19 protein-coding genes are annotated in these 26847 nt (G+C 66.9%); 9 read left to right on the top strand and 10 right to left on the bottom strand.

Annotated features, from left to right (window positions below):
* Positions 1-7: 7 nt before the first annotated feature.
* From ACQKQA_RS13695 to ACQKQA_RS13660, 8 genes are all read right to left on the bottom strand, one after another.
* The gene (locus ACQKQA_RS13695; RefSeq protein ID WP_427558100.1) at positions 8-1420 is read right to left on the bottom strand and encodes a DHA2 family efflux MFS transporter permease subunit; all 1413 of its coding nucleotides are present in this window, start codon (positions 1418-1420) and stop codon (positions 8-10) included.
* Positions 1420-2640 (bottom strand): type III PLP-dependent enzyme, encoded by a 1221-nt coding sequence (locus ACQKQA_RS13690; protein WP_427558067.1) that lies wholly within the window; start codon positions 2638-2640, stop codon positions 1420-1422. The genes ACQKQA_RS13695 and ACQKQA_RS13690 overlap by 1 nt, the downstream gene beginning before the upstream one ends.
* Positions 2633-4432: an IucA/IucC family protein gene (locus tag ACQKQA_RS13685; protein ID WP_427558064.1), complete on the bottom strand. Its 1800-nt coding sequence runs from the start codon at positions 4430-4432 to the stop codon at positions 2633-2635. Before ACQKQA_RS13685 ends, ACQKQA_RS13690 begins: the two co-directional genes overlap by 8 nt.
* 234 nt (positions 4433-4666) lie before the next feature.
* The gene (locus tag ACQKQA_RS13680) at positions 4667-6043 is read right to left on the bottom strand and encodes a diaminobutyrate--2-oxoglutarate transaminase (protein WP_427558061.1); all 1377 of its coding nucleotides are present in this window, start codon (positions 6041-6043) and stop codon (positions 4667-4669) included.
* A 353-nt stretch (positions 6044-6396) separates the two neighbouring features.
* Positions 6397-8820: a TonB-dependent siderophore receptor gene (locus ACQKQA_RS13675; RefSeq protein WP_427558058.1), complete on the bottom strand. Its 2424-nt coding sequence runs from the start codon at positions 8818-8820 to the stop codon at positions 6397-6399.
* An 83-nt stretch (positions 8821-8903) separates the two neighbouring features.
* On the bottom strand, positions 8904-9863 hold the full coding sequence (locus tag ACQKQA_RS13670) for a FecR domain-containing protein (protein WP_427558056.1): 960 nt from the start codon (positions 9861-9863) through the stop codon (positions 8904-8906).
* Positions 9863-10375 (bottom strand): sigma-70 family RNA polymerase sigma factor, encoded by a 513-nt coding sequence (locus ACQKQA_RS13665; protein WP_427558053.1) that lies wholly within the window; start codon positions 10373-10375, stop codon positions 9863-9865. Before ACQKQA_RS13665 ends, ACQKQA_RS13670 begins: the two co-directional genes overlap by 1 nt.
* Positions 10376-10712: 337 nt before the next feature.
* Positions 10713-12857, bottom strand: coding sequence for a phosphocholine-specific phospholipase C (locus ACQKQA_RS13660; RefSeq protein WP_427558051.1), 2145 nt, complete (start codon positions 12855-12857; stop codon positions 10713-10715).
* Positions 12858-13147: 290 nt separating this feature from the next.
* Here ACQKQA_RS13660 and ACQKQA_RS13655 point away from each other — a divergent pair, with 290 nt between their 5' ends.
* On the top strand, positions 13148-15838 hold the full coding sequence (locus ACQKQA_RS13655) for a hypothetical protein (RefSeq protein ID WP_427558048.1): 2691 nt from the start codon (positions 13148-13150) through the stop codon (positions 15836-15838).
* Between the two features lie 51 nt (positions 15839-15889).
* Here ACQKQA_RS13655 and ACQKQA_RS13650 read toward each other — a convergent pair whose 3' ends face one another.
* Positions 15890-16789 (bottom strand): helix-turn-helix domain-containing protein, encoded by a 900-nt coding sequence (locus ACQKQA_RS13650; protein ID WP_427558045.1) that lies wholly within the window; start codon positions 16787-16789, stop codon positions 15890-15892.
* Positions 16790-16933: 144 nt separating this feature from the next.
* Here ACQKQA_RS13650 and ACQKQA_RS13645 point away from each other — a divergent pair, with 144 nt between their 5' ends.
* The 4 genes from ACQKQA_RS13645 (at position 16934) to ACQKQA_RS13630 (ending at position 21442) form a co-directional block, all read left to right on the top strand.
* Positions 16934-18292, top strand: a complete 1359-nt coding sequence (locus ACQKQA_RS13645) for a glutamine synthetase family protein (RefSeq protein WP_427558043.1) — start codon at positions 16934-16936, stop codon at positions 18290-18292.
* A 233-nt stretch (positions 18293-18525) separates the two neighbouring features.
* Positions 18526-19614 (top strand): polyamine ABC transporter substrate-binding protein, encoded by a 1089-nt coding sequence (locus ACQKQA_RS13640; RefSeq protein WP_427558041.1) that lies wholly within the window; start codon positions 18526-18528, stop codon positions 19612-19614.
* Positions 19611-20912: an NAD(P)/FAD-dependent oxidoreductase gene (locus ACQKQA_RS13635; protein ID WP_427558039.1), complete on the top strand. Its 1302-nt coding sequence runs from the start codon at positions 19611-19613 to the stop codon at positions 20910-20912. The genes ACQKQA_RS13640 and ACQKQA_RS13635 overlap by 4 nt, the downstream gene beginning before the upstream one ends.
* A 224-nt stretch (positions 20913-21136) precedes the next feature.
* On the top strand, positions 21137-21442 hold the full coding sequence (locus ACQKQA_RS13630) for a YceK/YidQ family lipoprotein (RefSeq protein ID WP_427558097.1): 306 nt from the start codon (positions 21137-21139) through the stop codon (positions 21440-21442).
* Positions 21443-21505: 63 nt separating this feature from the next.
* Here ACQKQA_RS13630 and ACQKQA_RS13625 read toward each other — a convergent pair whose 3' ends face one another.
* Complete coding sequence (locus ACQKQA_RS13625; RefSeq protein WP_427558036.1) at positions 21506-22030, bottom strand: SgcJ/EcaC family oxidoreductase; 525 nt, start codon at positions 22028-22030, stop codon at positions 21506-21508.
* A gap of 170 nt (positions 22031-22200) precedes the next feature.
* On the opposite strand from ACQKQA_RS13625, the gene ACQKQA_RS13620 reads away from it, so the two are divergent.
* Genes ACQKQA_RS13620 through ACQKQA_RS13605 form a run of 4 tightly spaced genes read left to right on the top strand, consistent with a single transcriptional unit; the run spans position 22201 to position 26841 of the window.
* Complete coding sequence (locus ACQKQA_RS13620; protein ID WP_427558033.1) at positions 22201-23385, top strand: sensor histidine kinase; 1185 nt, start codon at positions 22201-22203, stop codon at positions 23383-23385.
* A complete protein-coding gene (locus ACQKQA_RS13615; RefSeq protein WP_427558030.1) occupies positions 23382-24053 on the top strand; it encodes a response regulator in 672 nt (223 codons plus the stop codon). The genes ACQKQA_RS13620 and ACQKQA_RS13615 overlap by 4 nt, the downstream gene beginning before the upstream one ends.
* Positions 24050-26392 (top strand): ATP-binding protein, encoded by a 2343-nt coding sequence (locus tag ACQKQA_RS13610; protein ID WP_427558027.1) that lies wholly within the window; start codon positions 24050-24052, stop codon positions 26390-26392. Before ACQKQA_RS13615 ends, ACQKQA_RS13610 begins: the two co-directional genes overlap by 4 nt.
* The gene (locus ACQKQA_RS13605; RefSeq protein ID WP_427558024.1) at positions 26389-26841 is read left to right on the top strand and encodes a response regulator; all 453 of its coding nucleotides are present in this window, start codon (positions 26389-26391) and stop codon (positions 26839-26841) included. The genes ACQKQA_RS13610 and ACQKQA_RS13605 overlap by 4 nt, the downstream gene beginning before the upstream one ends.
* Positions 26842-26847: the final 6 nt, after the last annotated feature.

Genomic DNA, 26847 nt, shown 5'->3' with positions numbered 1-26847 from the left:
GGAAGGGTTAACGGGGTTCGAGGGCGCCGGGCACTGCCTCGGCGCTCTCGTCGGAAAGGGGAAAACGCCAGGCACAGGGCAGTGCCAGGAGGATCAGCAGGCCGGTGATCACGAACACTTCGCCGATGGCGCCCGACAGGCCTGCCTGGGAGGCCTGCGCCCCATCGGCGGCGAGGCGGAACTCCAGCCACAGCGAGGCGATGACGATGGCCAGGGACGACACCAGGCGCCGGGAGATGTTGTTCATCGCCGCGCCCTGGGTGACCATCGGTTCGGGCAAGGCATTCAGCCCGGCGGTGGTCACCGGCATGTACGACAGCCCCAGGCCGGCGCCGCGCAGCATCATCAGCCCGAACACCAGGCCGATGCCGGCACTGGCCGGGAGCAGGCCCAGGGCCAGGGTCGACAGGCCGGTCAGCAGCAACCCGACGGACACCACCCGCCGCGGCCCGTGGCGGTCCAGGGCACTGCCGCCCAGGCGCCCGAACAGGCTGGCGAACACCGCGGTGCACAGCAGCGCCAGGCCGGTCCACACGGCGCTGTAGCCGAGCACCGTCTGCACCAGCAGCGGCAGCAGCACCAGGCACTCGAACATGCCCACCGACTGCACCACGGCGATGATCACGCTCAGGCGATAGCCGCGCAGGGCGAAGATCCGCAGGTTGAGCAGCGGCGCCTCGCGGCGCAGCTCGACTCGCACGAACGCCACCAGGCACAGCGCGCCCGCCAGTAACAGGCCCAGATTCAGCGGCTCCGTCAGAGCGGCGGCGTGGTGCAGGCGGCTGATGGCGACCATCAGCAGGCCGATGCCCGAGGCGATCAGCAGGTAGCCGGCCAGGTCGAACGGCTTGCGCTCGGCCGGCTCGGACGCCGGCAACACGGCCAGGCCCATCAGCAGCGCGACGACGCCGATCGGCACGTTCATCAAAAACAGCGAACGCCAGCTGAACCCCTCCAGCAGCAGGCTGCCGCACAGCGGCCCCACCGCCGGCGCGAGCATCACCGCCGCGCCCCACAGGCCGGTGACCCGGCCGCGCTCGTCCTTGGCGTACACCGCGAAGATGATCGCCAGGGACAGCGGGATCATCAGCCCGCTGGCAATGCCCTGCACCACCCGCGCGGCGATCACCAGGGCGATGGAATCCGCCAGGGCGCCGAGCAAGGAGCCGGCGATAAACAGCGCCACGCCCCACAGGTACAGGCGCCGGCGTCCCAGGCGCTGGGCGAGGAAACTGGTCAGGGGCATGGTCATGCCCATGCTGGTCATGAACGCCGCGACTATCCAGGTGGCCAGCAGCGGGCCGATGGCGAACGCCTGCATGAACGCCGGCAGCGCCGGGTTCAGCGAGCTGTTGTTGAGGCTGACGGTCAGGGTGCCCAGCAGCACGTTGACCACCACCCAGCGGCGCGGGGCCTGGATCACGGCAACGCTCCCGCGAGCAACTCGCCCCGGTGCAGGAAGTGCTGCGCCGGGCGTGGGTGGCAGAGAAAGTCGGCGTGGGAAATGTTGTAGCCGTAGGCCCCGGCCATGGGCAGCACCAGCAGGTCGCCGACCGCCACGCCCTTGAGCGGCTGGGCCCGGCTGAGCACATCCTTGGGCGTGCACAGCTGCCCGACCACGGTCCAGGCCCGCTCCGGCGCCTGGGCCTGGCGCGGGCCGCGCGGCAGGTGGATCAGCGGGTGGTCGTGGCTCTGCGCCGCCGGCAGGCGGAACTGGTGGGTGCCGCCGCGGCACACCAGGAAATGCTCGCCATGGCTGGTCTTGGTATCCAGCACCTCGATCACGTAGTAACCGCAGTAGGCGCTGATAAAACGCCCGGGCTCGAAACGCAGCACCGGCGCGGCACCGCCCTCCTCGGCCAGCCGCCGTTCCAGGTAGCGGCACAGGCGCAGCCAGTCGAAGCGCTGGCCGCTGAGGTAATCGACGCCGATGCCGCCGCCGACATTCAGGTGGGTCAGGTGTTCGGGGTGCGCCGCCAGGGCTTTCCAGTGCGACCAGCGTTGCAGGTAGAAATCCAGCAACTGCTCATGGCGTTCCACCGACTGCTGGTGGGACATCGCGTGCACATGGAAACCCTTGAGGCGCAGATGGCTGGCCCGGTCCACCCGCGCCACCGCCTCGGCCAGCTCCGCTTCGTCGATACCGAACGGCGTGGCGGTGCCGGCCATGGCCAGCCGGCTCGACTGGTTCTGCGGCAGCTGCGGGTTGATGCGGATAAACACCGGCTGCACCCGCCCTGCTTCCGCGGCCAGGCGTTGCAGGCGCTCGATCTCGTTGAGGCTTTCCAGGTGCACCGCCTCTACCTGATTGGCCAGGGCCGCGCGCAGGTCGGAATCGAGCTTGCCGGGGCCGGAAAACACATAGGGCTTGCGGGTCGGGCAGGCCATCACCCGCCCGATCTCGCCTCCCGAGGAAATCTCGAAACCAGTGACCAGCGGCGCCAGCGCGGCCAGCACCGGGGCTTCGCTGTTGGCCTTGATCGCGTAATACAGCTCGACCCCGGCCGGCAGCGCCGCCATCACTTGGCGCACATGGTCCTGCAAGGCGTCCAGGTCGTAGATAAAGGCCGCCAGCGGGTCGGCGCTGCCGGCCCGGGCCTGGCCGATGGCACACAGCAGTGCCTGGGACAACTCAGCCATAACGGGCCTCCTCGCTCCAGGGCGAACACAGGTTGACGTAGCCGGCCTGGCGATCGGCCTTGGCTGCCAGGCGCACCTTGAGGTTGGTCTTGCAGGCGATCGGCTGGCCGGCGATCAGCGCATCCAGCTCCGGCGCCGGACGCACCAGCTCTTCGCGGATGGCGCGCAACTGCCGCTCGACCCTTTGCCACATGGCCGGCGCCAGGTGCGGGCGTTCCCAACTCAGGGCCAGCACCGCTTCCGACAGGTTGTTGATCAGCAGGCAATAGGTGATGCGGCTCCAGCCCTGCGCCCGGGAATACAGCAGCGACTGGCGCACCCGCGGGTGCAGACCGACCTCGATCTGCGCCATGCCCAGTTCGTCGGTGAGCTTGACCCCCTCGAAATCCCTGAGCAGCAGTTGTTGCGGCCGGCCCTGGTCGTGGATCAGCACGCTGTTCTGCAGGTGCGGTTCCATCACCACGCCGTGGTTGAAGAACAGCGCCAGCACCGGCCGCAGCAGCAGCGCCTGGTACTGGTCGAACCAGTCCAGCAGTTGCTCGTCGGCCAGCTCATGGGCGTTGAAGCCTTGCAGGAAGTCATGCACCAGCGGCCGCGAATGGATGTCCCGGGCAAACAGGGTGCCGGCCATCACGCTGCGCTCGGCGCCGGCGCGACGGCAGAAGTTCTCCCGCAGGATGGCTCCGGTCTGCTCGCGGAACCAGTGGGCATCGGCTTCGCCGGCCTGGGCCGGGGCCCAGCTCATGGAACCCGGTTCGGCCACCGCCGACAGGCCGCCCAGGGTCGCGGCCTGGGTCTGCTGCAAGCGCTGGAACAACTGGTCGATGATCAGCGTGCTTTCCAGCTCGTACCAGGCGTTCTTGCGCACGCAGTTGGTGATGCGCACGTTCAGCGAACCCTTGATAAAGAAGTCGTGGTCCTCGATGTACCAGGTGCGCATCGACGCCGTCGGGCTGGCCAGCGGCCCGCTCGCCCCGTGATCCACCACCTCGCCCAGTTCCAGCAGGCGCTGCACGCGGCGGTCCTGCATGAACAGCTCGGCCTGCACCGGGTGCATGCAGATCATCGCGTGGCCCGGGCGGGCCTGGCCCTGGTCGGCGAAACCGGCCATGACCTGCTCCTCGCTGAGGCCGTTGGCGGTGACCCGCAGGCCCTGGCGCGGCACTTCGAACAGGTGCAGCGCGGTCTGTGCCTGGAATTCCGGGGCGTAGGTTTCCTGGGCCAGGTGCGCCGGCCACAGCCGCGCCTTGGGCGCCGGGTGGTTGGGATGGCCGAACCACAGCCCCTGCTCGCTGGCCAGGTAGCCGCTCAACGGCGCCGGGCCTTGGCCGTCCATGTTGTGGGCGACGATGGCGGCGGTCAGCAGCTGGCTTTGCAGCACCTGGTCCAGCAGTTCGTCGTTGCTGGCCCGGGTCATGTGCTCGCAGGCGCCGAGCAACTGCTCGACGAACTCGGCGAAGGCCAGGCAGCGCCAGCTTTCCCCCTCGCGCCGGGCGTACACGTCCGACAGGTAGCGGTGGCTGCCCAGCTGGTCGCGGCGGTCCACCATGACGAAGAACTGCTGCCGGTTGGGCAGGTCGATGGTCAGCGGGATGCCCTTCCATTCCAGGCCGTCCAGGTAACTGCCGGGGGGAATGCCCTGCATCTGTGCCGGCCAGTGATAACCGAGGCAGTTTTCCGGCAAGGCGAACTCTTTGATCAGGCAATTGAGCAAGGCCCGGGTAGTTGCCAGTTCACTGACCATCTTCGATAAAACATTCTTCGATAAAGAATTGCGCTCTGAATAATTCATGGATGCTCCACAGTAGCCATGCACGCCTTGGTCACGTCATATCGCGACAAATAGTGAGTTGCTTGCCAGCCACACTGAAAAGCCGACAGATACCCGTCAGGCGAACTCGCCCGATTGCACTTGCAAATAAAATCCCTGCTGCCGGAAGTTGCTCAGCCGATAATTAAAAGTGTCAAAACCGACACACCTTCATCGACAGCTGTTATTTCTCCGGGACAACTTGCCCGCTCAACGTCAGGGGCGCGTCTGCAATAACGCCTCGGCCACCGCACGGCTGAACCGTGCAACCACTTGCTGGCACTGCTCGTCGTCGATCACCAGCGGCGGCAACAGGCGCATCACGTTGCCCCGGCGCCCGCCGCGCTCCAGCAACAGGCCCTGTTTGAAGCAGTGCTGCTGAATGGCCACGGCCAGGGCCGGGTCGCTCGGGAAATGCCCGTGGCGGTCGGCCGGCTGGCGTTCGTCGACGATCTCGATGCCGAGCATCAGGCCGCGCCCGCGCACCTGGCCCAGGGCCGGATAGTCCGGTTGCAGGGCGCTCAGCTGCTCCTTGAGCCACTGCCCGCGGCGCTCGGCCAGGGCCGCGATATTCTGCTCGCGCAACACGTGCAGGGTCGCCAGGCCCGCGGCCATGGCCATCTGGTTGCCGCGGAAGGTGCCGGCGTGGTTGCCCGGCTCCCAGGCGTCGAACTCGCGCTTGATGCCCAGCACCGCCATCGGCAGGCCGCCGCCCACCGCCTTGGACATGACGATCATGTCCGGCTCGATGCCGGCGTGCTCGAAGGCGAACATCTTGCCGGTGCGGGCAAAACCGGCCTGCACTTCGTCGAGGATCAGCACGATCCCGTGCTTGCGGGTCACCTCGCGGATCGCCCGCAGCCAGCTATTCGGCGCGCAGTTGACCCCGCCCTCGCCCTGCACCGCCTCGAGAATCACCGCCGCCGGCAGCGACACGCCGCTTTCCACGTCTTCGATGAACTGGGTGAAGTAATGGCTCAGCGCCTCGACCCCCGCCGCGCCGCCGATGCCCAGGGGGCAGCGGTACTCGTGGGGGTACGGCATGAACTGCACCCCCGGCATCAGGCCGGCGATGGCGTGTTTGGGCGCGGTGTTGCCGGTCAGCGCCAGGGCGCCGTGGGTCATGCCGTGGTAGGCGCCGGAGAAGCTGATGACGTTGTGCCGCCCGGTGTGGGTCTTGGCCAGTTTCAGCGCCGCTTCCACCGCGTCCGCCCCGGACGGCCCGCAGAACTGCAGGCAGTAGTCGCGGCCCTGGCCCGGCAACAGGCTGAGCAGGGTTTCGCTGAAGGCGTCCTTGACCGCGGTGGTCAGGTCCAGGGTGTGCATTGGCAGGCCCGAGGCGAGGAAGCTGTCGAGGCTGGCCATGATCGCCGGGTGGTTGTGCCCCAGGGCCAGGGTGCCGGCGCCGGCCAGGCAGTCCAGGTAGGTCTTGCCTTCGACGTCGGTGACCCAGACCCCATGGGCCTTGGCGATGGCCAAGGGCAACTTTCGCGGATAACTGCGCACATTGGATTCGAACTTGCCTTGCCGGGCCAGATAGTCGGCATTGGTTTTTTGCAGAGGACTAGTGAGCAATACGCCATCATTTAACATCTGTTCACCCTCGTTAAATTCGACATGCAAATTATTATCATTAGCAGGGCTGCGCAACTACTTATTCAAACTTATTCGGGATATTTACATAGCGCCTTTATAAACAAGTTAAATCTCGCGCGCAGGCCAATACCCCGACTTAAAAAAACCCGGAATAAAAGTTTAAACACACCATGCCATCGCCATCTTTATGACAACTTTCTTAGTTGCCATTAAATGGCCAGTTGCCTCATACAAGAGACGGCACGTTCTTCAGGTAATAACGGGCATGCATCCTTCCTCGACCGAGAGCCGGTCATGGTCGATCGACAGAGGATCGCGCCCTTCCCTGCGGCGCGTATCCGGGTGCTACTTCAGAACCCCACGGTGGCCGAGAGCAGCAAGGTCCGCGGCGTCGCCAGGGTCAGGCCGGGTTCGCTGTCGTCCGAGGCCCCGGCCGAACTCCAGTAACGCTTGTCCAGCACGTTTTCGACGTTGGCGCGCAGGGTGATGTCCTTCTCGTCGAGCTTGAAGGCATAGCGGGCGCCCAGGTCGAAACGCTCCCAGGAATCGATTTCCTTGCTGTTGGCCTGGTCCAGGTACTGCGAGCTGGAGTAAATGCCGCGGGCGGTCAGGGTCAGGCCCTGGACTTTCGGCACGTCCCACTCGGCCCCCAGGTTGACGTTGTACTTCGGCGTGGCCGGCGCGCGGTTGCCGTCGAAGGTGCCACCGACGGTGTCCTTCAGCTCACTGTCGATGTACATCACCCCGCCCAGCAGGCGGAAACCCTTGAGCGGTTCGCCGAACACACTCAGCTCCACGCCGTCGTTCTGGCGCTTGCCGTTGGGGCCGAAGACCCGGGTGGTGGCGTTGGTCTCGTAAGCCGGCTGCTTGATGCGGAACACCGCGGCGGTCAGGGCGAAGGCGCCGGCGTCGTACTTGGCGCCGGCCTCCACCTGGCGGCTGATGAACGGCGGGAAGATCTCGTCCTCGTTGATCGAGGTCGACGGCGCGATCTTGCCCTGGCTCAAGCCTTCCATGTAGTTGACGTACAGCGACAGCCGGTCGGTGGCCTTGAACAGCAGGCCGCCCGACGGCGAGACCTTTTCCTCGTCATAGGCGGTGTCGCCCTTGATGCCGTCGCTCCAGTCGTCGACCTTGACCCGCTGCCAGCGCGCGCCCAGGGTCAGCAGCAAGCGGTCGTCGAAGAAGCCCAGGGTGTCGGACAGCGCCACGCCGCTGAAGCGGTTCTCGGTGTAGACCTTGGGGTCGAAACGCGTCGGCCGCGATGGAGTCGGCGTCGGCCGCGGGTTGTAGAGGTTGCTCGGGGACGCGGCATAGCGCGCGCCGCCGTTTTCGAAGTCCATGTAGAAGTAGCTGGCGGCCAGGTTGACCTCATGGCTCACCGGGCCGGTGTGGAACCAGCTGCGCACGCCCGCGGTGGTGGTGCGGACATTTTCGTCCCGGGTGAAGTCCCGGGGCTGCACGCTGAAATCCCCAGCGTCGTTGGTGATCGACACGGCGTGACGCAGGAAGTCGTGGTTGCTTTTGCGCGCGCCGACGCCGCCGTAGAGCATCACCGAATCGCTGAGGTCGTATTCGGCATTCACCGTGCCGAAAGTGTCCTTGGTCCGCGCCTTGCTCCAGGCCTGCGCATAGTTGTGGCGCACGTCGTCGGCGTCCGGCACCTTGGCGTTGGCGCCGATCTGCACCCGCTCCTGGGGCGCGTCGGTATCGCGCTCGGTGTGGCCGATGTCCGTCGACAGGCGCAGGCGCTCGCCACGGAAATCCAGGCCCAGCACGGCCATCTCACGGTCGACGCTCTGGTGATCCCATTTGGTGTCGCCGGACTGCTTGACCGCGTTCAGGCGCACGCCGAACTTGTTGTCCTCGCCGAAGCGCCGGCCCACATCCACCGCACCGCCGAGCTGGCTTTCGGAGGCGTAGCTGCCGGTGAACTCGGTGATCGGCTTGTCGGTGGCGCGCTTGGGCACCACGTTGATGCCGCCGCCCACGCTGCCCCGGGGCGAGATGCCGTTGATCAGCTGGGTCGGGCCCTTGAGGATGTCCACCCGGTCGGCCATTTCCATGTCGATGGTGTAGGTCGGCAGCACGCCGTACAGGCCGTTGTAGGCCACATCGCTGTTGAACAGGCTGAAGCCGCGGATGGTGAACTGCTCGTAGCGCCCGCCCGCCGGGTTGGTGGCCCGCACCGAGGGGTCGCTGGCGATCAGGTCGCCCAAGGTCCGGGCCTGCTGGTTCTTCACCGCCTCGCTGGTGTAGGTGGTCATGCTGAACGGGGTTTCCATGAAGTCCTTCGAGCCCAGCAGGCCCTGGGAGCCACGGCGCGCGACCTGGCCGCCGGCGTAGACGTCGCCATCGCTGGCGGTACTGGCGCCCTGGATCGAGGTCGGCGCCAGTTGCAGGCTGCCGCCTTCGGGTGCCGGGGCCAGGATATAAGCCTGTTCCCCCACCGCTTGCAGTTGCAGGCCGGACCCTTGCAGCAGACGGGCAAAACCCTCCTCCACCCCGTACTCGCCGGACAGGCCGCTGCTGTTGCGGCCGCTGACCAGCTGCGGGTCCACCGACAGGTTGACCCCCGCCAGGCCGGCGAAACGGGTCAGCGCGGCGCTCAGCGGGCCGGCCGGCACCTGGTAGCTGCGCCGGGCGGCGTCGGCCGCCCAGCTGGACGGGATCAGCAACGGGCTGGAACTCAGGGTCAGCATGAGGCCCAAATGCAACAACGGACGCAGGCCCGGCGACACCGGGCGCAAACGGAAAGGCAATACTGCGGGCATGGGAGGAAGCTCTCGTTTTTTGTTCACTTACCTGGAATGACCGGCGAGGCGAAAAAAAGGGACAGGCTTCAGGCACTATTTTTTTACGCGGTGTTTTTGGACGGGTTTTTCTGTGGGACCAAGGTCACCCAATAGCGGGTGCGCGAGTGCACTTCCAGCGGCAGGCTGGCGGCCAGCAGCGCGAGCACGCGATCGGTGTTGTCGAGGCGGAAGCTGCCGGTCACCCGCAAGGTTTCCAGCTCCGGCTCCCAGCGCAGCAGGCCCGGGCGATAGCGGCTCAGCTCGCGCAAAAAATCCCCCAGGGGCTGGTTCTGCGCCATCAGCACGCCGTCGCGCCAGCCCGGCAGCAGGACGTCGAAAGCGTCGATCTCGCCGGCGCCGTCCGCCCGCAGCCGCACCCGCTGGCCTTCGCGCAGCACCAGCTGCGGCCCCTGCAAGGGGTGCAACTGCACCGAGCCGCTGACCACCGACACCCGGCAATCGCGCTCGTTGAGACGCACGCAGACTTCACAGCGGCTGACGACGATCCGGCCATAGGGCCCGTGGATGGTCAGGGGCGCGCTGCCGCCGACCTTGAGCGCCATTTCGCCGCGGACCAGGGTCACCTGCCGCGCGCCGAGGTCGATGTTCACCGCGCTGGCGGTGTTCAGTTGCAAGAAGCTGCCGTCGGCCAGAGACAGTTTGCGGTGCTCACCGGTGCCGGTCTGCAGGTCGGCGCGCCACACCTCCAGGGGCAGCTGGCGACTCAGTAGCCAGGCGCTCGGCACCAGCGCCGCGACGCCCAGGGCGCGCTTGAGCACCGCGCGGCGCGACGGGTCGGGACGGTCCAGGGTGGCCAGCGCCAGGGCCGAGGGCAAGGCGGAAAAGCGTTGGCGCAGCAACTGCGCCTTCTGCCAGGCGCTCTCGTGCTGGCTATGGCTGTTGCGCCAGTGCTGCAACCGCGCATGGTCGTCGGCATCGGCCGCGCCGGACTCCAAGAGCGCCAGCCACTGCGCCGCGGCGCGGGCCACTTCGCGGGTTTCGCTGGACGGCGCGGCGCGCATCACAGCAGTTCCGCCAGCAGGCAATGTTCGTAGGCCTGGGCCATGTAGCGCTTGACGGTGCGTTCCGATACGTCGAGGCGCTCGGCAATCTCGCGATAACCCAGGCCTTCCAGCTGGCTCCAGAGAAACGCCCGGCGCACCACGGGTTGCAGGCCGTCGAGCAGCTCGTCCAGGGCTTGCAGGGTTTCCAGCAGCACCCAGCGCTGTTCGGGGGACGGCACGCTGTCTTCGGGCAGGCTGGCCAGGGCGTCCAGGTAGGCCTGCTCCAGCTTGCGCCGGGTGTGGAAGTTGCTCAGCAGGCGCTTGCCCACGGTCACCAGGTAGGCCCGGGGTTCGCGCAGGTCGACGATCTGCTGGGAATTGGTCAGCACCCGCAGGAAGGTGTCCTGGCTCAGGTCCGCCGCATCCCAGGCGTTGCCCATGCGCCGGCGCAACCAGCTTTCGAGCCAGCTTCGATGATCGCGGTACAGGGCATGTAGGCTGTGCTCCGGTGGCGTCGCTGCGTCAATCATGTCAAGAGGCCCTGTGCGAAGGGTGGCTTAAATGAGACTGATTCTAATTAATATTCATATCGCAAACCAAGCCCTTTCGTGTAATCCGCTGCGGGTTTTCATGTGGCTGGAAGAATCGGCGGGCGCCCTGGAACCAGGGTCCCAGGGCGTGTAGCCAGCCAGGCGCAAGGTCCTGGCTGTGTCTGAAAGCAGTGCCCGGCCCACGGATTGGCGACCGCTGCGCGGTCGAGCGCAGCCTCGCTGTCACTCGGCAGCGAGGCTGCGAACGGCAACGCAGTTGCCGCAACGATCGGCCTGGAGAAACGCAGTGTCTTGCGGGCCGGGCACCCCGGCCTCGTTACACGCCCATCAACGGGTCGCTGATGCTGTGGGCACCGGTCTCCAGGCGCCCGGCCAGGCGCCGCAACCAGCCGCCCTCGGCGCGCACGGTGAGGTCGTACCAGCCGCCGCTGGCGTGGCAGGCGAACATCTGCTGCACCTCGCTGCGCCCGGGCACCTCCAGATGCCATGGCCCCTGCTGGGTATAGGGGCAACGCTCGATGGTGACCGACACCGCTTCCCTGGCCGGGTTGCTCAGGGTCAGCTGCAGGTTGTTGCCACGGCTGAACAGCGACACCTCGGGCTGACGCAGCAGCAGGTTGCCGTGGAAGCTGCGGTGGAAACCGTTCGGGCCCAGTAGCCACAGCTTGTAGTGCCCGGCGGTCTGCCAGCTGTCCTTGAGCTGCTTGCCTGCCTCCACCGTGTAGCGCCGGGGCACGTCCAGCAGGTGCAGGCGATCGTAGACGTGGAACACCGCGCCCTGCTCCCCCGTGTTCTGCAGGTTCAGGGTCAGGGACAGGGCCTTGCGCTTGGCCTTGGCCTCGACATTCAGCCGGTACGGCAAGGCCCGGGACGGCCGGGCCACGCGCTGTTGCTGCGGCAATTGCTGGCGGCTCGGGTCCGGCAGCGGCACCTGGGCCAGTTGTTCCTGGCGCTGGCGCAGCAGGTCCGCGGCCTGGCGGGTGGTGGTATGCAGCGGCGGGAGGATTTCGCTGTTGGGATTGACGAAGTTGAAGGCCGAGGTCAGGTCGCCGCAGACCGCGCGACGCCAGGCGCTGATGTTCGGCTCGCGCACGCCGAAGCGCTTCTCGAGAAATTGCAGAACCGAGGTGTGGTCAAAGGCCTGGGAGTTGACCCAGCCGCCGCGGCTCCAGGGCGACAGCACCAGCATCGGCACCCGTGGGCCGGGGCCGTAGATACCGCCGTCCGGACGGGGTTGCTGGGTGGTGCCCGGCGGCGCCAGGTGGGTGAACACCTCGGTGTCGAAGTCCACCGTGGACTTGCCGGCGAAGCTGCCGTCCAGGCGCCGCGACGGCGCCGAGGGCGACGGCACATGGTCGAAGAAGCCGTCGTTCTCGTCGTAGTTGACCAGCAGCACGGTCTTGCTCCAGACCTCGGGATTGTCGGTCAGGGCCTTGAGGATTTCCTGGGTGAACCAGCCGCCCTGCACCGGGCTCGACGGCCCCGGGTGCTCGGAATAGGCGGCCGGTGCGACGATCCAGCTGACCTTGGGCAGCTTGCCCTGCTGCACGTCGTTGCGAAACCCGGCGAGCATGCCCTCCAGGTCGCTGCCGCCGCGGGCCGGCAAGGTGTTGCCATTGCCCTTGTACAGCGGCACCCGGGCATTGAGCGCATCGCTGTAGGGCACGAAGGCGGTGAAGTCTTCCGGCGGCTGCGCAGGGTTGCCGGCCTGCACGCTGGCGCGGCGGTACTGGCGGAAACCGGCCAGGGGGTTGTCGCCGAAGTTGTCCGGCAGGTACTGGTAGATCTTCCAGCTGACGCCCCGCTCTTCCAGGCGCTCGGGGTAGGTCTTCCAGGTGTAGCCGACGTCCACCGCGCCCGGGCCGTCCCATTCGTTGACCACCGCGGCCACGTTGGCGCCGGTCGGGCCGTTGGTGCCGGTCCAGTGGAACAGGCGGTTGGGGTTGGTCCCGGCGTGCACCGAACAGTGGTACGCATCGCACAGGGTGAAGGTGTTGGCCAGGGCGAACTGGAACGGCAGCTCCTGCTCGCGGTAGTAGCCCATGGAGGTGTTGGTCTTGAAGGTCGGCCAGGCCGCCATGCGCCCGCTGGCCCAGGCCGCGTGCTCGTCGATCCACGAATGGGGCGTGCCGTTGACGCGCTGGGCGTTGCCCCGCGAACTGTCCAGGTGATACGGCAGCACCACGCGCCCGATGCCCTGCTGCTCCCACACCGAGCGTTTGCCGGGCAGCGGGATGGTGAAGCGGTCGCTGAAGCCGCGCACCCCGGGCAAGGTGCCGAAGTAGTGGTCGAAGGAGCGGTTTTCCTGCATCAGGATCACCACGTGCTCGACGTCGCGGAGGGTCCCGGTGCGGTTGTTGGCGGGGATCGCCAGGGCCTGGCGGATGGAGTCTGGCAGCAAGGTAAAGGCCGATCCGATAGCTGCGGCCTGCATCAGCTTCCTGCGGGTAAGAGTAGGCATACGCGGTTGAATTCCTTGAAGTTACAGAGCGGGAAAAAACGCCCCACGCAAAGTAGTGACCTCAAGTAACAGGCAAGTTACACCGCGATTGCAGGCCAGGGTCAAACCATAGATGACGATTGATATAACGTCATTAACGCCATAAGCACATGATTTTTAATAACATTTCAAAATAAATAATATTTCGTGAACTTCACTTTCGATTGAGCCCGGCCATCGCAGAAATGTGACGCCGTTCTGCTTTAATCCAATAAGCAGATTGCCACTACTTCCCATGCAAGGAGCGCATCATGGAACCGACCCAGCACTACGAGGGAGAAAGGCAACGTATCGAACAGCGTCGTGCAGTCCTGGGCCTCGAACCCGCGCCTGCTGCCCAGGGCCAGCCCCGCAAGCCCTGGGGCCTGGCGTTGTCCGGAGGCGGTATCCGCAGCGCCACCTTCTGCTTCGGCGTGCTGCAGGCGATGGCGCGGGCCAGGGCGGCCGCAGCCCCGGCCGAGAAGCTGGAACAGGAGCAGAAGCAGCCCGACACCCTCGCCACCACCCTGCTGCCGCGCTTCGACTACCTGTCCACGGTCAGCGGCGGCGGTTATATCGGCAGTTTTTTCTCCAGCCTGTTCATGCCCAATCGCCTGCGCAAGGAGCCGCCACCCGGCTACGCCGCAGCCCCGGGCGGCAGCCATCCACAATCGCCCTCGCAGCACGCCGCCTGGGTCGCGGCGGCCAATGCCTATGAGGTCCTGCGCTACGAGCCGCCGGGGCGCATCAGCACCAGCATCGACTACTCCAGGGAAGACGTCGGCATGGCGTCCACCGCCTGGCTGCGGGAAAACGGCCGCTACCTGACCCCGACCGGCTCGGGGGACACCCTCTACGCCCTGGCGATCACCTGGCGCAACTGGCTGTCGCTGCACTTCGTGATCGGCATGCCGATCATCCTCACCCTGTCGTTGCTGATGCTGCTGCAACTGCTGTGGGTGCCCAACCTGTACGTGCTGCCCGTGGCGGTGTTCATCCTCGGGCTGTTGCCCTGCTGCCTGGCGTACTGGCTGGTCTTGCCGACCAGCAGCCTGGGCAGTCCCCCGGCCCTGGGCAACCTGGCGGCCCTGGCCTGCGGCGTGGCGGCCCTGGGGTTCTTCGTCACCTCGCTGATCGTGGGCCAGGGCCACAACGCGCCGAACGTGGGCGACCTGTTCCTCGGGTTCGCCGCGATCGCGGTCCTGGGCCTCGTCTATGCCAGGGCCTTGATCCACATCCTGGGAGACCGCAACCGCAAGGCCAACGAGCAGGATGGCATCTTCACCGTGCGCAACTACCGGGTCGAGGTCACCCGCCTGCTGGCGCGGATCATCATGTGCCTGGCCGGGTTGCTGTTCGCCGCATTCCTGGTGTCGCTCTCCGAAGAGATCTACTTGCACCTCAAGATCCTGACCCAGGGCGCCGTGGGCACCCTGCCGGTACTGATCTGGCTGGTGCGGCGCCTGGCCCTGTTGCGCGACGAGAAAACCCTTCCGGCCTGGCTGCGGCTGCTGCCCCTGGAAATCATGATGCTGATCGGTGGCATCCTGCTGCTGGCGGTGGTCTGCCTGGTGTGGATGCTGTTCGTGGTCTGGGTCAGCGCCGACGGCAGCATCCGCCTCGAGGAAAGCGGCCATCTCTCCCGGCTGCTCCTGCTGGTGGCAGTGGCGGCAGGGCTGACCTGGGTCAGCAGCCTCTTCGTCGGCTTCCTCAATACCTCGTCGTTGCAGTCCTACTACAGCGCCCGCCTGGTCCGCGCCTACATGGGCGCGTCCAACGGCAAGCGCTTCAACGGCACCCCCGAGCAGCGGCGCAAGCACATGAGCGTGGCCGAGCCGCTGGGCAACGACGACATCAGCGTCGAGCACTACTACGACACGCCGAACGCCGGCCCGCTGCACCTGATCAACGTGACCATGAACCTCACGGTGGACCCCGCCGAGCAACTGGTGCAGCGCGACCGCAAGGGCAAGCCGCTGTGCCTGGCGCCGGGCAGCGTCAAGGGTGAAGGCACTTTCATCCTCGATGGCAAGATCTACCCGCGCCAGCCGGATGGCCAGCTCAAATCGGAAATCTCCTACCCCCTGACCATCGGCCAGTGGATCGGTGTTTCCGGCGCCGCGTTCACCACCGGCCTGGGGCGCGCCACCAGCCTGGGGACCTCGCTGTTGCTGGGCCTGGCCAACATCCGCCTGGGCAACTGGTGGCCCAGCCGTTTTGTCGACCCCGGGCACCAGGGACTCCAGGAGACCCAAGAGCCCCAGGAAAACCTGGGAGCGAAAATGTCGCGCTGGCTGCCGACCCAGACCTACCTGTTCTATGAATTGAGCGCGCATTTCCATGGCCTGCGGCGCGCCTACCAGTACCTCTCCGACGGCGGTCACTTCGAGAACACCGCCGCCTATGAGCTGCTGCGCCAGGAACGCCAGGTCGAGCTGATCGTGCTGTGCGACTGCGGCTGCGATCCCGATTACCAGTTCGACGACCTGAGCAACCTGATCCGTCTGGCGCGCATCGACCATGGCCTGGAAATCCGCGAGGACACGGCCATCGTCAAGCAGAAGGTACTGGACAAGGTGTTCGCGCCCATGGCGCAGTTCAAGACCCAACCTTCGGCCACCGACCAGCATTGCGCGCTGTTGCTCAACGTCTACGCTGGCGATGCTGCCGACACCCCGGTCAGCCGCATCCTGGTGCTCAAGCCGCGGCTGATCGGCTCGGTGTCGCTGGACGTCCAGAACTACGCCCAGGCCAACACGGCCTTTCCCAACCAGACCACCATCGACCAGTTCTTCGACGAGGCCCAGTTCGAAAGCTATCGCCAGCTCGGCCTGAGCATCGGCCAGCAGGTGTTCGGCGGCGGCCCCGACGGCGATGCCGTGGCCCGGGCGCTGTGGGCTTATCTCGAGGGGTCGAAGGCAAAGGTCAGGACCGCCGAAGCGCCCACGAGCGAGGACGGCTGAGCCCGCTGACGCCCGCGGGCAACGCCGCGCCGTCCACCGGACTGCTCAGCGTTACCCGCGTTTCAGGGTCTCGCTGGGCAGTTCCTTGAACAACGCCCGGTAGCTGCTGGAAAACCGCCCCAGGTGCCAGAACGACCAGCGCATCGCCACCTCGGCCACGGTGGTGTCGTCCGGGCCCCGAGCCAGCAGTTCGCGGTGCGCGCTGTTCAGCCGGCGCAGGCGCAGCCACTGGGTCGGCGCCATGCCGGCGAAGGCCTTGAAGGCGCTCTGCAACTGGCGCAGGGAGACTCCGGCCACCTGGGACAGTTCTAGCAGGTTGAGGCTGTCTTCCGGCTCATCCGCCGCCCATTGCGCGACCCGCTGCATGATCGCCCGCTCCTCGGCGCGCCGGCGCAGGCTGCCGCCGTCGAGGCGCGCGCAGGCGTTGTCGAGGATGAACAGGCAATCGTCGAGCAACTGCTGGGTCAGGGCCTCGCGGCTGGGCGGATCGAGGGTCTGGGACAGCTGGGTCAAAGTGCTGCTGAGCCAGCGACTGAACAAGGCGTTCTGCCGGCAACTGAGGGGTGCCAGGAACAGGCCGTCCAGGCGCTGCGCCTCGAGGCCATGGCCGCGGACGAACTCCGGGCCGAACACCACGGCGATTTCCTGGTAGTTCTCCGGGGTGATCCAGATGTTGCGGCTTTCGCCGTTGAGCAGGTACAGGGCGTTGTCGCTGCGGTCGAAACAGAACGCCAGGGAATCCCGCGGCGCGCTGAAATTCTGCTCGACCCGGGTATTCATGCATTCCTCGTAGACCTGCACCCCCTGCAGGTCCAGATAACGCACCTGCCCGGCGAAATGCCCGGGCGACATCTGCTGGTAATGCTGGACCCAACCCGGGGTGGCACGGATCTGATCGGCCACATCGAAGGTGTTGAAGGCCTGGACCTGAAGAGCTGTCGACGCTGTCATGGGAGAACCTTGCGCACTCTTTTGGTGCGCTCCGGTGCTGCTGAAAGTGGATAGATGGAACCGCAAGGCTTGCCCAAGATAGTCGCCAACGCGCCACAGAGGAAGCGGCTGGGCGCGTCATCGACAATCATTTACGAGGTCTTTATGAATGCCCCTTTCGATCAGCTGTCAGCCTGGCTGAAAGAACACCAGATTACCGAAGTGGAATGCGTGGTCAGCGACCTGACCGGCGTCGCCCGCGGCAAGATCGCGCCCACCAACAAGTTCCTGCATGAGCGAGGCATGCGCCTGCCGGAAAGTGTGCTGCTGCAAACGGTAACGGGGGACTTCGTCGACGACGATGTTTATTACGACCTGCTGGACCCGGCCGACATCGACATGATCTGCCGGCCGGACGCCACCGGCATCTACCTGGTGCCCTGGGCCATCGAGCCGACCGCCATCGTCATCCACGACACCTTCGACAAACAAGGCAACCCCATCGAGCTGTCGCCGCGCAACGTGTTGAAAAAAGTCCTGCAGCTGTACGCCGACAAGGGCTGGCAGCCGATCGTCGCGCCGGAGATGGAGTTCTACCTGACCCAGCGCTGCGAAGACCCGGACCTGCCGCTGAAGGCGCCGCTGGGCCGCTCCGGCCGCGCCGAAAGCGGTCGCCAGTCGTTCTCCATCGACGCCGCCAACGAATTCGATCCGCTGTTCGAGGACGTCTACGACTGGTGCGAGGCCCAGGGCCTGGACCTCGACACGCTGATCCACGAAGACGGCCCGGCGCAGATGGAAATCAACTTCCGCCACGGCGACGCCCTGGACCTGGCCGACCAGATCACCGTGTTCAAGCGCACCCTGCGCGAGGCCGCGCTCAAGCACGACGTCACCGCCACCTTCATGGCCAAGCCGGTGGCCGACGAGCCCGGCAGCGCCATGCATTTGCACCAGAGCGTGGTCGACAGCGCCACCGGCAAGCCGGTCTTCGCCGACGCCGAGGGACGCATGAGCGAGCTGTTCCGCCATCACATCGGCGGCCTGCAGAAGTACATCCCCCAGGTGCTGCCGATGTTCGCGCCCAACGTCAATTCGTTCCGCCGTTTCCTGCCGGACACCTCGGCGCCGGTCAACGTCGAATGGGGCGAAGAGAACCGCACCGTCGGCCTGCGCGTGCCGACCTCCGGCCCGGAAGCCATGCGCGTGGAAAACCGCCTGCCCGGCGCCGACGCCAACCCTTACCTGGCGATCGCCGCCAGCCTGCTGTGTGGCTACCTGGGCATGGTCGAAGGCATCGAGCCGAGCGCGCCGGTGGAAGGCCGGGCCTATGAGCGGCGCAACCTGCGCCTGCCGATCACCATCGAAGACGCCCTGACCCGCATGGAAGAGAGCCCGACCATCGAGCGTTACCTGGGCCGCAAATTCGTGCGCGGCTACGTGGCGGTCAAGCGCGCCGAACACGAGAACTTCAAGCGCGTGATCAGCTCCTGGGAACGGGAATTCCTGTTGCTCAGCGTCTGAGGCTTGCACAGTTCCTGTAGCCGCTGCCGAGCAGCGCGAGGCTGCGATCGGCGGCGAAGCCGTCGTAAACCCAGCCCCCCGTTGCATCAGGAACACCGCGTGCGCTGGTTTGGCGATGGCTGCGCCATCGATCGCAGCCTCGCTGGCGCTCGGCAGCGGCTACAGGGCTACAGGGCAGCGCCACAGGGCTACACCCGCAGTTCACAATAAAAACCGAAACAAGGGGTATCGCTATGCGTCCATGGAAATCAGTGGCTCCTCTGGCTCTGACGGTGCTGTTCGGCGCCACGGCCCAGGCGGAATCGAAAGTCAGCGTGTACAACTGGACCGACTATATCGGCGAGACCACCCTCGCCGACTTCCAGGCCACGACCGGCACCCGGGTGATCTACGACGTCTTCGACTCCAACGAGACCCTGGAAGGCAAGCTGCTGGCCGGACGCACCGGCTACGACGTGGTGGTGCCGTCCAACCACTTCCTGGCGCGCCAGGTCAAGGCCGGGGCCTTCCTCAAGCTGGACCGCGAGCAGTTGCCCAACTGGAAAAACCTCGATCCGAAACTGCTGGCCCTGCTGGAGCAGAACGACCCGGGCAATCAGTACTCGGTGCCCTACCTGTGGGGCACCAACGGCATCGGCTACAACGTCGACAAGGTCAAGCAGGTGCTGGGCGTCGACCGGATCGACTCCTGGGCGGTGTTCTTCGAGCCGCAGAACCTGAAAAAGCTCAGCCAATGCGGGGTATCGATGATGGACTCGCCGGACGAGGTGTTCCCGGCGGTGCTCAACTACATGGGCCTGGACCCGCGCAGCGAAAACCAGGAGGACTACAAGAAAGCCGAAGCCAAGCTGCTGGCGATCCGGCCTTACATCACCTACTTCCACTCCTCCAAGTACGTCTCGGACCTGGCCAACGGCAATATCTGCGTGGCCTTCGGTTATTCCGGCGACGTGTTCCAGGCCGCCAATCGCGCCAAGGAAGCCAGGAACGGGGTGAAGATCGCCTACTCGATTCCCAAGGAAGGCAGCAACCTGTGGTTCGACCTGCTGGCGATTCCGGCGGATGCCGGCAATGCCAAGGAGGCCCATGCCTTTATCAACTACCTGCTGGACCCGCAGGTGATCGCCAAGGTCAGCGCCTCTGTCGGCTACGCCAACCCCAACCCGGCGTCGCAGCCGTACATGGAGCCCGGGCTGGTGAGCAACCCCGAGGTCTATCCACCCCAGGCGGTGCTCGACAAGCTGTACATCTCCAGCACCCAGAGCCCGCAGATCATGCGCCTGATGACCCGTTCCTGGAGCAAAGTGAAGTCCAACCAATGAACCAGCACAGCCATGCGCAACACACCCGCTCCTACTACGCCGCCTCGGCCAATGCGCTGCCGGACTACCCACCATTGAGCGCCGATCTGGACGCCGATGTCTGCGTGATCGGCGGCGGTTTCACCGGGGTCAACAGCGCCATCGAACTGGCCCAGCGCGGTCTCTCGGTGATCCTGCTGGAGGCCCGGCGCATCGGCTGGGGCGCCAGCGGGCGCAACGGCGGGCAACTGATCCGTGGCATCGGCCACGACGTCAGCGGCTTTACCCGCTACGTCGGCGCCGAAGGCGTGCGTTACCTGGAACGGGCCGGCATCGACTCGGTGGCCCTGGTCGGCCAGCGCGTGCGCGAACAGGGCATCGACTGCGACCTGCGCTGGGGCTTCTGCGAGCTGGCCAATACCCCGGCGCAGTTCGCCGCGTTCCAGGCCGAGCAGGAACATCTGGCGGCCCTGGGCTACGTGCATGAAACCCGCCTGGTCGCGCCCCGGGACATGGCCCAGGTGGTGGCGTCCCCGGTGTATGCCGGGGGCCTGGTGGACATGGGTTCCGGGCACCTGCACCCGCTCAACCTGGTGCTCGGCGAGGCGGCTGTAGCCCGCAGGCTGGGGGTGCGGATCTTCGAACAGAGCCCGGTACTGGAACTGCTCCACGGCGACCGCGTGCAGGTGCGCTGCGCCAACGGCAGGGTGCGCGCCGGGAGCCTGGTGCTGGCCTGCAACGCCCACCTCGACGACCTGGAGCCGCGCCTCGGTGGCAAGGTGCTGCCGGCGGGCAGCTACATCGTCGCCACCGAGCCCCTGGCGCCGGCCCTGGCCGCCGAGCTGATCCCGCAGAACCTGGCGCTGTGCGACCAGAAGGTCGGCCTCGACTACTACCGGCTCTCGGCGGACCGGCGCCTGCTGTTCGGCGGCGCCTGCCATTACTCCGGGCGCGACCCGGCGGATATCGGCGCCTATATGCGGCCGAAGCTGCTCAAGGTGTTCCCGCAGCTGGCCGATGTGCGCATCGACTACCAATGGGGCGGCAAGATCGGCATCACCGCCAACCGCTTCCCCCAGGTCGGGCGCCTGCGCCAGTACCCCAACGTGTATTACGCCCAGGGTTATTCCGGGCATGGGGTCAACGTCACCCACTGGACCGCGCGCCTGCTGGCCGAAGCCATCCACGCCGGGCACAGCCAGGGCCTGGATATCTTCAGCGCGGTCCCCCACCTGACCTTCCCCGGCGGCCCGGCCCTGCGCGCGCCGCTGCTGGCGCTGGGCATGTTGTGGCATCGGTTGCGCGAGGTGCTGGGCTGACAGCGAGAACGCAGGTGAACGGACCACCGCTATCGCCGGCAAGCCTGGCTCCTACAGGTTCGCGGGTCCCGTGGCATCGGCACCTGGCACCGGCCTTTGTAGGAGCCAGCGGGCGGCGATCCGACTTGCCGGCGATGGCGTTCTCGAATGCACCACCGGCACCGGCAGCAAAAGCAGCTGGCCCACAGCCGCCACCGATGCGAACATGCGCGCCGCAAATCGGCTTGCTAAGGAATGGCATCATCAAAGCGCTCACCTCCCTCGTCCTGCTCGGGACACTCGCCCTCTCGGGCTGCGGCACCCTGATGGCCCGGGCCAACGATCAGTACATCTCTTACGATTTCTATAAAGGCACCCAGCAAAATATCCAGCTGCTGACCATGCGCGGCGCCAGAGGTTATGACGGCTATGCCACGATTTATTGCTGGATGAGCATCGTCTGCCCTGTAGTGGCGGTGGTGAGCCTGCCGGTGGACGCAGCGGTCGATACCGTACTGCTGCCCTACGACGCCAAGGGCATCTATTACTGACGCCGCCATCGCAAGACCGCAAAACCTGTAGGAGCGAGCACGCTCGCTCCTACAAGACCGTCCTCAGCGATGGCTGGCCTGCAGTTGCGGCTGCGCCTGGGGCATGGCCGAAGAGTGGTGGTTGAGGATCTTCCACTGACCGTCAACGCGCTCGTAAAGGAAGGTGTAGCGCGCCTGGACCTGGCGGGTCGCGCCGTTGGCCTCGTGCAGGGTGAAGGTGTAGACGCCGCTGTCCATGGCCGCGTCCGGGCCCAGGTGGCGGATTTCCCGGTAGTTGATCTGGCCCACCGGCTTGCCTGCGAGGAAATGCTCGAAGTAGTCCTGGATCTGCGCCGGGGTGGTGCGCACCTGGTTCGACACGGTCGGCTGCAGGATCGCGTCGGCGGCGTAAAGACTGGTTACGTTTTTCGCGCTGCCGGTTTGCAGGGCCGCGTTCCAGCGGTCGAACAGGCCGGCGATCTCCCGGTCGCCCTGGTTCTGCGGCTGTTCGGCGACGGTGCGATACACATAAGGCGTGGCGTCCAAGGCCTGAGCCAGCGGGGCCGTCAGGGCCAGCAACAAGGCGATGGCGGTGGTTTGCAGTTTCATCCGGATGCTCCAGTGGGTTTCAATGCGCCCACTTTGCCCACCCGCCCGCGCCTCGCCATCGGCCAACCGGTGCCCGCGGCCTATGCCATTCGGCAGATAGGCCAGCGGCCGGCAACCGGGTCTAATGCCCGCTCGCGAGCGCACGCCCTTCAACGCTGGAGCCTTCTTTCATGCCAAGCCCGACCCACGATCCCGGCAGCGCCCTGGCCATCCGCACCCAGTACCGCCAGGCGCAAAGCCGGGCGGCGCGCCTGCGCCTGCTGGTGGACACCGGCCAGGAACTGACCCAGCTGCCGCCTTGCGCCATGCGCCGCCGCGCCCTGCAACGGGCCTGTGCCTTCATGGCAATGGACCACGGCCTGCTGCTGGAATGGCGCGCCGCCGAGCCGCCCCGGGCCACCGCCGAGCACGGCGGCAGCGAACGCCTGGCGGCCCTGCACGGCCTGGGCCGGGCCACGACCCTGCACCCCGAATGGCTGGCGCAACCGGAGAGCGCCCTGCCCCAGGTGCTGCGCATTCCCCTGCCCGGGGCCGACGGCCAGGCCTTCGGCGCCCTGCTGCTGGCCAACAGCATGCCCCTGGCCGCCGCCGACAGCGAGGACCTGGAGTCCCTGCAACTGCTGGCCACCCTGCTGGCGGCGCACCTGGAAAACCAGCGCCTGCTGGAGGCCTTGCTAGCCCGGGAGCGCACCATGTCGGAGCTGGTGCACCGCCTGTTCACCGCCCAGGAAGACGAGCGCAAGCGGGTGGCCTACGACCTGCACGACGGCCTGGCGCAAACCCTGGCTGGGCTGCATCAGCGCCTGCAGGGGTTCGCCGGGCGCTGCCCGCAACTGCCCGAGGCGCTGCACGGCGAACTGCAGGCCATCCTCCACCTGGCCCAGGGCTGCGTCGGCGAAGGCCGGCAACTGATCGGCGGCCTGCGCCCCAACGTGCTGGACGACTTCGGCCTGTTCAAGGCCATCGACAAGGAAGCCGACCGCCTGCGCGACGCCGGCATCCAGGTGCACTGGCGGCAACAGTCCGACGCGCGGCTGCCGGGGGCCAGGGAAATCGCCCTGTTCCGCATTGCCCAGGAAGGCATCAACAACATCCTCAAGCATGCCCGGGCCAGCCACGCCCAACTGAGCCTGGAAGTGACGGACGCCCAGGCCATGCTGGCCCTGGAAGACGACGGCGTCGGCTGCACCCTGGACCACCTGCCACCCGACGGCGACAACCAGCACCTGGGCCTGGCGGCGATGCGCGAGCGCGCCAGCCTGCTGGGGGGCGAACTGTCCTGGCGCAGCGCCCCCGGCAGCGGTACCCGGTTGCTGGCTCGGGTGCCGCTGGGCCTGGTCGGAGAGCAACCATGAGCCCTGCCCTGCGCCTGGTCCTGGCGGACGATCATGAAGTCACCCGCACCGGCTTCGTCGCCCTGCTGGCCGGCCACCCGGAATTCGAGGTGGTCGGCCAGGCCCGCGACGGCCAGGAAGCCCTGGAACTCTGCGAGCGCCTGCAACCGGACATCGCCATCCTCGATATCCGCATGCCGCGGCTCAACGGCCTCGGCGCCGCGCGCCTGCTGCACCAGCGGCAACCGGCGATCAAGGTGGTGATCTTCACCATGGACGACAGCCCCGACCACCTGGAAGCGGCGATTGCCGCCGGCGCGGTGGGCTACCTGCTCAAGGATGCCAGCCTCGGCGAAGTGCTTGACGCCCTGCAACGGGTGGCCCGGGGCGAGGAAGCCCTCAACAGCGCGGTCAGCGCCCGGCTGCTGCGGCGCATCGCCGAGCGCAACGCCAACGGCAGCGGCACCCAGGCCGCGGCCCTGACCGCCCGCGAACGCCAGGTGCTGGGCCTGGTGGCCGGCGGTTTCAGCAACCGCGAGATCGGCGAAAAGCTCGGCATCACCACCGGCACCGCCAAGGCCCATGTGGAGCGGGTGATCGGCAAGCTCGGCGCGGCGGACCGCACCCAGGCCGCGGTGCGCGGCATCGCCCTGGGGCTGGTGGCGCAACCCGCGGGAGAATGGCCATGAGGCTCCTGGCCAGCCGGCATTGGCTCGACCTGCCCCTGCGCGGCAAGGCCCTGGTGGTGATTTCCCTGCCCCTGGTGATCCTGCTGCTGTCCCTGGTGCTGATCTACATCACCGAACGCCAGACCGCCCGCGCCGAGGAAGACGTGCGCCGGGTGCTGCTGGTGCAGGGCGATATCCAGACCGTGCACACCCTGCTGGCCGAAGCGGCGGCCAGCGTGCGCGGCTACCTGCTGACCCGCCGCGAAGACTTCCTGCCCAGCTACGAGCGCGCCCAGCCGCTGATCCGGGCCGCGCTGCAACGCCTGGACAGCAATATCCGCGACGCGCGGATGCGCGATCACCTCAAGGCCATCACCCCGCTGATCGGCAACAAGCTCGACGGCCTGGTGGCCCTGCGCAACGGCCGGCCCGACGACAGCGCGCGCATCACCGCGATCCTGATCGAGAACAAGCAGGTGCTGGACGTATTGCGCGAGCAGATCAGCGCCATGCGCATCCGCGAGGACGCCTTGCTCGCCGAGCGCAGCGCCGCGGCCTCGGCGACCCGCATGCGCCTGCTGCTGGCCACGCTGCTGGCGGCGGTCTGCGGCCTGTTCGGGGCAATCGTCGCGGTGTTGTTCCTGTCCAAGGGCATAGTCGCCCGGGTGCAGCAGGTGCAAGGCAACGCCCAGCGCCTGGCCCTGGGCCAGCCGCTGCGGCCCCAGGCCCCGGAACAGGACGAGATCGGCCAGCTCGGCACCCGCCTGGTGGAGGCCGGGCAACTGCTGGCCGAACGCGAACGGGCCCTGCGCGACAACGAGGAACGCCTGCGGCTGATCATCGACGGGGTCAAGGACTACGGGATCTTCGCCCTCGACACCCAAGGCCGGGTGACCACCTGGAACGCCGGCGCCGAGCGCATCAAGGGCTACACCGAACAGGAAATCATCGGCCGCCACTTCTCGCTGTTCTACCTGGCCGAAGAATGCCCGGCGCACCCGGACATGGCCCTGCGCGAAGCCACCCGCGACGGCCATTACATGGAAGAAGCCTGGCGCTGCCGCAAGGACGGCAGCCGCTTCTGGGCCAGCGTGGTGATCACCGCGCAATACGACGCCAGCGGCGCGCTGCGGGGGTTTTCCAAGATCACCCGGGACATCACCGACCGCCGCGCCGCGGAAATCGCCCTGCGCACCGCCCGGGAAGAAGCCGAAAGCGCCAGCCGCGCCAAGAGCGAATTCCTCTCGCGCATGAGCCATGAGCTGCGCACCCCGCTCAACGCCATCCTCGGTTTCGCCCAGCTGCTGGACATGGACTCGCCCAGCGGCCAGAGCCCCCAGGTCGGGCATATCCTGCGCGCCGGCCAGCACCTGCTGACGCTGATCAACGAGGTGCTGGACATCGCCCGCATCGAGGCCGGGCATTTGCCGTTGAACGTCGAGCCGATCGCCCTGGGCTCGGTGCTGCACGAGGCCCTGACCCTGGTTTCGCCGATGGCCACCGACGCCGGCATCCGCCTGGCCGCCCTGCCCGCGCTGGGCGAGCACAGCGGGGTGATCGCCGACCGCCAGCGGCTGATCCAGGTGCTGCTCAACCTGCTGTCCAACGCCATCAAGTACAACCGGCCCCAGGGCCAGGTGCGCATTACCGTGAACGTGCTCGATACCCGGGTCGAGGTGGCAGTCAGCGATACCGGCAGCGGCATTCCCCTGGAGCGTCTGGACCAGCTGTTCCGGCCTTTCGAACGCCTGGGCGCCGACCCGCGGGTGGAAGGCACCGGCCTGGGCCTGGCCCTGAGCAAGAGCCTGCTGGAAATGATGGACGGCAGCCTGCGGGTGCACAGCACCCCGGGCCAGGGTTGCTGCTTTACCCTGCAACTGCCGTTCGTGCAGGTTGCCACTGCCGGTGCGCGCCTGGCGCTGGAACAACAGGCGCTCGAGCAGCCGGTGTCGGCCCTGCCGCCCCGCGTCGAGGCCGTGGAGTACCGTGGCCAGGTGCTGTGCATCGAAGACAACCTGTCGAGCCTGGCGCTGATCGAAACCCTGCTGCAGCGCCGCCCGGGCATTCGTCTGCTGTCGAGCATGCAGGGCCAGATGGGCCTGGACCTGGCGCGCCAGCACGGGCCGCAACTGATCCTGCTGGATGTCAGCCTGCCGGATCTTACCGGCCTGGAAGTACTGCGCCGGCTGCGGGAATCGCCGACCACCGCCGGCACCCCGGTGCTGATGATCACCGCCGACGCCAGCGCCCTGACCCACCGCGACCTGCTCCAGGCCGGGGCCACGGCGATCCTGACCAAGCCGATCCATATCCCGGCGTTTCTCGCCCACCTTGAGCAACATTTACCGGAGCCTGCATGAACCACGATCTGCGCATCCTGATCATCGACGACCAGCGCCCCAACCTCGATCTGCTGGAACAACTGCTGGCCCGCGAAGGCCTGCACAACGTGCTGAGCAGCACCCAGCCGCTGCGCACCCTGGACCTGTTCAACAGCTTCGAACCGGACCTGGTGATCCTCGACCTGCACATGCCCGAGTTCGACGGTTTCGCCGTGCTCGAACAGCTCAACCGGCGCATCCCGGTCAACGACTACCTGCCGATCCTGGTACTGACCGCCGACGCCACCCGGGACACCCGCCTGCGCGCCCTGGCCCTGGGCGCCCGCGACTTCATCAGCAAACCCCTGGACGCCCTGGAAACCCTGCTGCGGATCTGGAACCTGCTGGAAACCCGGGCCCTGTACAAAGCCCTGCGCCAGCAGGTGCCGGCGCAACAGATCGAGTGGCTGCGCCGGCATCGGCAGTGAGTCGGC

Origin of the sequence: Pseudomonas sp. NPDC089530 (assembly GCF_050280705.1) — a bacterium.
Classification (GTDB): domain Bacteria; phylum Pseudomonadota; class Gammaproteobacteria; order Pseudomonadales; family Pseudomonadaceae; genus Aquipseudomonas.
This window is presented reverse-complemented; position numbering and strand designations above follow the sequence as displayed.

Bases quoted from the DNA above. Each gene is read 5' to 3' on its own strand.
- ACQKQA_RS13690 (WP_427558067.1), bottom strand. From the start codon at position 2,640: ATGGCTGAGTTGTCCCAGGCACTGCTGTGTGCCATCGGCCAGGCCCGG.
- ACQKQA_RS13685 (WP_427558064.1), bottom strand. From the start codon at position 4,432: ATGAATTATTCAGAGCGCAATTCTTTATCGAAGAATGTTTTATCGAAG.
- ACQKQA_RS13680 (WP_427558061.1), bottom strand. From the start codon at position 6,043: ATGTTAAATGATGGCGTATTGCTCACTAGTCCTCTGCAAAAAACCAAT.
- ACQKQA_RS13675 (WP_427558058.1), bottom strand. From the start codon at position 8,820: ATGCCCGCAGTATTGCCTTTCCGTTTGCGCCCGGTGTCGCCGGGCCTG.
- ACQKQA_RS13670 (WP_427558056.1), bottom strand. From the start codon at position 9,863: ATGCGCGCCGCGCCGTCCAGCGAAACCCGCGAAGTGGCCCGCGCCGCG.
- ACQKQA_RS13665 (WP_427558053.1), bottom strand. From the start codon at position 10,375: ATGATTGACGCAGCGACGCCACCGGAGCACAGCCTACATGCCCTGTAC.
- ACQKQA_RS13660 (WP_427558051.1), bottom strand. From the start codon at position 12,857: ATGCCTACTCTTACCCGCAGGAAGCTGATGCAGGCCGCAGCTATCGGA.
- ACQKQA_RS13655 (WP_427558048.1), top strand. From the start codon at position 13,148: ATGGAACCGACCCAGCACTACGAGGGAGAAAGGCAACGTATCGAACAG.
- ACQKQA_RS13650 (WP_427558045.1), bottom strand. From the start codon at position 16,789: ATGACAGCGTCGACAGCTCTTCAGGTCCAGGCCTTCAACACCTTCGAT.
- ACQKQA_RS13645 (WP_427558043.1), top strand. From the start codon at position 16,934: ATGAATGCCCCTTTCGATCAGCTGTCAGCCTGGCTGAAAGAACACCAG.
- ACQKQA_RS13640 (WP_427558041.1), top strand. From the start codon at position 18,526: ATGCGTCCATGGAAATCAGTGGCTCCTCTGGCTCTGACGGTGCTGTTC.
- ACQKQA_RS13635 (WP_427558039.1), top strand. From the start codon at position 19,611: ATGAACCAGCACAGCCATGCGCAACACACCCGCTCCTACTACGCCGCC.
- ACQKQA_RS13625 (WP_427558036.1), bottom strand. From the start codon at position 22,030: ATGAAACTGCAAACCACCGCCATCGCCTTGTTGCTGGCCCTGACGGCC.
- ACQKQA_RS13620 (WP_427558033.1), top strand. From the start codon at position 22,201: ATGCCAAGCCCGACCCACGATCCCGGCAGCGCCCTGGCCATCCGCACC.
- ACQKQA_RS13615 (WP_427558030.1), top strand. From the start codon at position 23,382: ATGAGCCCTGCCCTGCGCCTGGTCCTGGCGGACGATCATGAAGTCACC.
- ACQKQA_RS13610 (WP_427558027.1), top strand. From the start codon at position 24,050: ATGAGGCTCCTGGCCAGCCGGCATTGGCTCGACCTGCCCCTGCGCGGC.
- ACQKQA_RS13605 (WP_427558024.1), top strand. From the start codon at position 26,389: ATGAACCACGATCTGCGCATCCTGATCATCGACGACCAGCGCCCCAAC.